Genomic DNA, 6,164 nt, shown 5'->3' on the forward strand with positions numbered 1-6,164 from the left:
CCTCCCCCGCCCGGCGTACCGCCGGGCACTCCCCCGCCGGGCGACGACGGCCGGCCGGGGGCCGGCGGTCCGCAGCAGCACCCGTGGCTCGCGAGCGGCCAACCGACGCAACCGCCGCAGCCCTACGGGGCGCCGGGGCAGCCGAACCCGTACTCCCAACCCACACAGGGGTGGACGGCTCCCGGCGCCGTCCCGGGCGGACCGGGCAAGCCGCCCTCGGGGCGGGGGAAGTTGATCGCCGCCATCGCGGTGTCGGTGACCCTGGTGGCCGGTGTCGCCGTGGCGGGCGTGCTGGTGGTGCGGGGCAACGACTCCGAGCCGACCGCGAACGCCTCCCCGACGCCCTCCCCGGAGCCGGAGGAGACCGAGGAGCCCGAGCCCGAGCCGGAGAACACGCTGCGGCCCGACGACCCGCGCTCGGGCACCCGGGGCGACGTCGAACCCGTCGTGGCCGACGACTGGTTGGTGCAGACCAACACCAAACGGTCCCTGGCCTTCGACGTGCCGCCGGACTGGTCCACCAACAGCGAGGACATGTTCGTCTGGATCGAGGACGAGCGCGAAGGGGTGGAGGACGAGGAGGAGCCCGAACCGGAGGAAACCTCCGGGGACGGAGACGAGGACGAGGACGGGTTCGACTTCGACCTCCCCGAGCCGAACATCCTGGTGGGCATGTCGGCGACCGCCGTGCACGGCGAGAACTGGTGTTCCGAGCGCTGGACCTCCCGGGTGATCGCCGGGTCCAAGGGCAGCCTGGGTGCCACCGGTACCGCGGACGCCGCCACCCGGGAGGCGCGGGACTGGGCGTACTCGGCGTACGACCAGTACCAGGAGGGCACCTTCGAGATCACCGATCCCGAGCCCTTCACCACCACCGAGGGCCTGGAGGGCCACACCGTCACGGCGACCATCTCCGGTGGCCGGGAGGACCCGGAGGACGCCTGTGACTGGACCGAGGGCAAGGTCGTGACGTTCTCCTACCGCGACGCCCGGGCCGACCTGGCCACCTGGATCCTGGTGACCGACACGGGCCACGACGAGGAGATCGACGACGAGTTGATAGAGACGATCATGAGCAGCCTGCGCCGCTGGGACGGCTGAGGGGTTCTCGACGTGACGCCTCCGTGCGTGCCCGCGCCCGTCACCCCCGGAAGGAGCGCTTGATCTCCTCCCAGCGCGACGCCTGTTCGGGCGTGATGCGTCCGCGCAGTTCGGCGAGCTTGAGAAGGTTGGCCTCCGCGCCGGAGGTGAGGGTCTGCGCCTCGGCGAGGTAGTGGTCGTCGATCACGGCCTCCACCTCCTCGTCCGTCATCACCGGCACCAGACGCTCGGTCAGGCGGTTGGTGTTGCGGTAGGAGCCCTGGAGCCGGAACGGCGGCTCGGTGCGGTGGGCGTCGTCCTGCGTCGCCGAGGCGATGTAGGCGGCGTTGACCCGCAGCGTGGTCCGCCGCACCCGCAGCAGCTTGTCGAGGACGGCGAGGATCTGCTCCAGGTCGGCCGCACCGTAGGGGTGGGAGAGGTGTTCGGCGTCGGCGGTGGCGTCGCCCCGCGCCAGCCGCACCAGAAGGTCCACGTCGGCGGGGTCGCGGCCGGCCAGGGGCGCCAGGACGGGGTTGGAGGTGAGGGCGTTCTCGATGTGGGAGAGGGCGAACAACTCCTCCCGACCGGAGAGGACATCGCCCAGGTTCCACACGTCGGCGCGGTTGGCGAGCATGTCGGGCACCCGGAAGCGGCTGCCGCCCCCGGTGAAGGGGTTGCCGGCCGTGCAGACCGCGAACCGCTTGCCCCGCAGGTCCCGGGTGACGGCCCGGCCGTCCGCGCCCACGCCGTCGATCCGGCGCTGGGCGTCGCACAGCGGGATGAAGCGCTGGAGGAACTCGGGCGAGCAGTGCTGGATGTCGTCCAGGTACAGCAGGACGTTGTTGCCCATCTCCAGACCGAAGTTGAGCTTCTCCACCTCGCGGCGGGCGGCGGCGTCCGGGGCCGCGGCCGGGTCCAGGGAGGTGGTGCCGTACCCCAGCGCGGGACCGTCCACCTTGACCAGGATCAGGCCGAGCCGTGAGGCGACGTACTCCATCAGCGTGGTCTTGCCGTATCCGGGCGGCGAGAGCAGCATCAGCAGGCCCTGGCTGTCGGTGCGGCGCTCCTCGCCGGCGGTGCCCAGTTGCTTGGCGAGGTTGTCGCCGATCAGCGGCAGGTAGACCTCGTCGATGAGCCGGTTGCGGACGAAGCCGGACATCACCCGGGGGCGGAAGGAGTCCAGGCGCAGGCGCTCGCGCTCGGCGTCCAACAGGGCGTTGCGGCGACGGATCCAGGCACGATGGGCGGGAACCCGCCGGCGGCGGAAACGTTCGGTGCGGACGAGGAACTCGTCCAGTCGTACCCCCAACCGGCCGTTGCGCACCCGGGGATGGGTGCCCAGCAGCCCGTCGACGTCGGCGGAGAGCCGGACGTCCAGCGGGCGGTGGGCGAGGGCCTCGCCGGTGCCCGGTTCCGCGCACAGTTCCAGGGCGACGGCCTCGGGGACGTCGCCGGGGTCGCGGTCCCGGTCGGCGGCGAAGGCGGCGAGCCAGGCGTCGGCGAGCCGACGGGCGGCGGCAGGGTCCCCGTCCAGGGCTCGCAGGTCCTCGGTGAACTCCTTGGCGCCGTCGGTGCCCAGGGCGAGACGGAAGTCCTCCAGCAGGGCGCGGGCGCCGGGGCCGGCGACGAAGGTCGGCCGGCGGGCGGTTCCGGGGGCGGCGTCCGCCGGGCCGGCCGCGGCGAGTTCCTCGAGGAGGTAGGCCCCGGCGGTCTCGGCACGGGTCCCCGGATCGTCCACCGCGGGATCGACCACCGCGGGATCGACCGGGGCGGCGGGGTCGGCCGGGGCCGCGACGGGTTCGGTGGCCCGGGTGAAGTCCGCCACTCCGGCGGCGAGTTCCGCGCGCAGGTCGGCGACGGCCGTGCCGGTGCCGAAGAGCCGGCGGGCCCGCCCCAGCGAGTGGGCCCGGGTCAGCAGGGAGCGGCGCGCGGCCGGGTCGGTGCCCATGCTCCAGAAGAACTGGGCGTCGGCCCGCGCCCGGGGCGGGAAGCGCAGCAGGTCGGCCCCGGCGTGCAGGCGCAGCAGGACGGCGAGCAGGCGGGCGGCGTCGTGGTCGTGGACGCCCCGGTCGTGACCCTCGTCGTAGGCGGTCTCGGCGGCGCGCCGCACGGTGGGGAGCAGGGCCCGGGTGAGCCGTTCCAGGTCGGCGGCGGTGATCTCGACCGCCGGGTCGAGGAGGTCGCCGGCCACGCCGGGGCTTGCTGCCTCCTCGGCCACCGCCCGGGTGACGGTCTCGATCAGCGCCCCCGCGCCCCGCTCGGCGAGCAGGGAGCCCGCGAGGTGCTCGGCCCGGTACACCCGGGGGGACTCGGAGACCAGGGGCTGGTCCCAGAAGGCCCTGGTGTCGGCGAGCGAGGGGTCGGCCAGGGGTGCCCGGTAGTCGGTGCCGCCGATGGTGAAGGCGAGGGTGTCGCCCGTCGGCACCAGGGTCAGATCCACCTGGTGGTCGGTGACGGCGAAGGCGTGCCGGCCCAGCCGCACGGTGCCGTCGGGGCCGTACAGATCGGCACGGTCGCGCAGCGCCCGGACGGCCTCCTGCCGAATGGCCGCGAGCCGGCCCTCCAACTCCCCGGCGCGCACGGTGTCGCCCAGGTCGCGCAGTTCCGCGGCGGCGGCGCGGACCCGGCCGACCAGGGGGTCGCCCGCGAACCAGGCGTTGACCTCGTCGAGGTCGGCGAGTGAACCGGCCCGGCGGGAGACGGTGGCCAGGACGCGGTCGGCGCCGTCCGCGATGCGGCGGGCGTGCCGGGCCCGTTCGTCGAGTTGGGCCTGTTTGCGGGCGGAGAAGGTCTCGTAGATCTCCTCGCGCTGTTCCTCCAGGCGGGCCAGGAACTCGTCGAAGGTTCCGAACCGGGCCTCCAGGTTCTCCAGTTGCAGCAGCAGCCGACCCAGTTGCTCGTCGCACTCGTCGGGGGTGCCGGCCGAGGCCAGGGCGCCGGTGACGGCCTGGCCGAGGAGGGCGAACTCGGCGGCGAACTCGGCCCGGCCCTCGCTCTCCAGCACCTCGCGGCGCCGGCCGTCGAGGACGGCGCGTGCCCGGTTGACGGCTCCCAGCACCTCGCCGATGCGCTCCAGCAGGCCGGTGCGGACGGTGGCGTCGGGGATGTCGAGTCCGCCGACGACGTCGGTGACGGTGCGCAGCCGGTCGGCGTGTCCGGTGATCTCCTCCCCGAGGGGGTCGGCGTCGGCGGTGCGGGTGATCGCGGCGGCCCGCTCGCCGAGAGCGGCGATCTCGGCGGCCGGGCCCTCGAAGGCGTCCTCCCGGGAGAGGAAGGAGACCGCGCGGCGACCGGCGGCCTCCAGCGCCTCGGCGAGGTCGGAGACGAGCGCGTCCACGGCCTCCGGGTCGATCCGCCGGATCTCGCGCAGGCTCTCGGCCCAGCCCTGCGCGCGGCGCAGTTCGGTGAGGAGGTCGACCCAACCCCCGGCGTCCCGGGGCGCCTCGCCCCGGGAGCGGCGGATGAGGGAGATCGACTCCTGCCGGGCGCGCTCCATGGACTCGGCGGCGTGGCGGCGCTGCTCGACGACCCGGCGGTACTCGTCGATGACCTGTTCGGCGGTGGTGTGGAGAGTGGCCAGCGGCTCGTGCAGCGCCTCCATGCCCTCCAGCGACATCCAGTGGTAGCGGTCCGCGAGCCTGGTGCAGGCGGCCACCACGGCCTCGAAGACGGCGGTGTCGGGGGCGAGTTCGTCGGCCATCCGGGCGACGGTGAGGGCGTCGGAGACGCCGCGGACCAGCTCGGCGTTGCCGACCCGGGCGAGCGGTCCCTCGCCGACGGGGCGTTCGGCGTGGTGGGCGTCGGAGACGAAGGGGGTCTCCCAGACCTGCACGGGGTGGACGCGACCGGGCTCGTCGCCCTCGGCGCGGAAGACGACCATGGTGCCGTCGTCGAAGAGCGAGTACCCGTGGGTCACCAGCGGTGTGGCGACCTCCTTGCGGATGAGGTTGTAGGGCAGCAGCAGGGTGTGCCCCTCGGCCCGGGCGTGGAAGAGGTACAGCACGTCCTCGCCGTTGGGCGAGCGCAGGGTGCCGGTGTATTCCAGGTCGGCGTCGTCGGCGACGGTGGTGGCCAGGACCCGGGCGGCGGAGCCGGGAGGGGCCGCGGCCAGGTAGTAGCCGCCGGGGAAGACGATGCCCTGGTCCTCGGGCAGGGCACGGCAGGCGAGGCCGATGCCGTCCAGGCGCACCACTTCCCTGGTGCGGGTGTTGAACACCAGGTGACGCGGGGTCTCCTCGTTGTAGGGCAGGACGCGCAGCAGGATGAGCGCGCCCACCCGGGCACGGGCGATGTCGGCGTCGGCGAGGGATTGCAGGGGCTCGTCGACGGGTTCGGAGAAGACCTCGCGTCCGGCGTCGGTGTTGTCCTCCACCCGGACGGTGAGCCGGCCGTCCAGGGTGCTCACGAACAGTTCGCCGTCGACGGCCACGTGCGGGTGTTCCCCGGTGACGTGGTCCTCGCGGGTGGTGGGGACCCACTCGAAGTCGTGCGCGGGCGGGAAGACGTGGTCGCGCTCGCCCTTGGCGTCCACGTAGTGCGGGGTGCCGTCGGGGTCCAGTCGCCAGCGCAGCACGCGGATGTCGGTGAGCCGCTCGCCGGTGCGGAAGACGGCGAGCAGCAGGTTCTCCACGTGCCGCAGTTGGAGGAGCTCGGCCTGCCGGTAGTAGCGGAACAGACTGTCGAAGTCCCGCAGGAAGACCGGATCGTCGAGCAGCCCGGGCAGGGCGTCGAGTGGTTCGGTGGTGAAGCGGGCACCCTCGGCCCCGGGGTGGTGGCGGTGCAGGCCGAAGACGTCCCCGACCCCCGTGGTCGGCTTGAGGCCGAACCGGACCCGGTAGCCGGCCAGCAGCAGACCGCCGACCTGCACGATGTCGCGTGGTACGCAGTTGTGCTCGGTGCGCAGCCGGTCGGAGACCACCGGGCGCAGCTCGGTGCTGCCGAAGGTCTCCGTCCTGCGGGTGTTCAGTCGCTGGGCACGGCGGGCCAGTTCGGCCGCGGCGCCGGTCATCCGGTCGCGGAGCACCTCGTAGGTGCCCGCGTCCATCTCGCTGCTCATCGCTCTCCTGCCGGGCGGGTGGGTGCGG

The 6,164-nt window shown here is 73.8% G+C and carries 2 protein-coding genes; one reads left to right on the top strand and one right to left on the bottom strand.

Annotated features, from left to right (window positions below):
* A partial coding sequence (locus FNQ90_RS09610) for a hypothetical protein (protein WP_228471004.1) occupies nt 1-1,101 on the top strand: 1,101 nt, incomplete at its 5' end.
* 40 nt (nt 1,102-1,141) lie between these two features.
* Here FNQ90_RS09610 and FNQ90_RS09615 read toward each other — a convergent pair.
* Entirely contained in the window at nt 1,142-6,136 is a 4,995-nt protein-coding gene (locus tag FNQ90_RS09615) for a DNA repair ATPase (RefSeq protein ID WP_182605980.1), read from the bottom strand.
* Nucleotides 6,137-6,164: the final 28 nt, after the last annotated feature.

It is taken from the genome of Streptomyces alkaliphilus (genome assembly GCF_014141535.1).
Lineage (GTDB): Bacteria > Actinomycetota > Actinomycetes > Streptomycetales > Streptomycetaceae > Streptomyces > Streptomyces alkaliphilus.

Coding starts and splice junctions, on each gene's coding strand:
- FNQ90_RS09615 (WP_182605980.1), bottom strand. CDS start 6,136: ATGAGCAGCGAGATGGACGCGGGCACCTACGAGGTGCTCCGCGACCGG.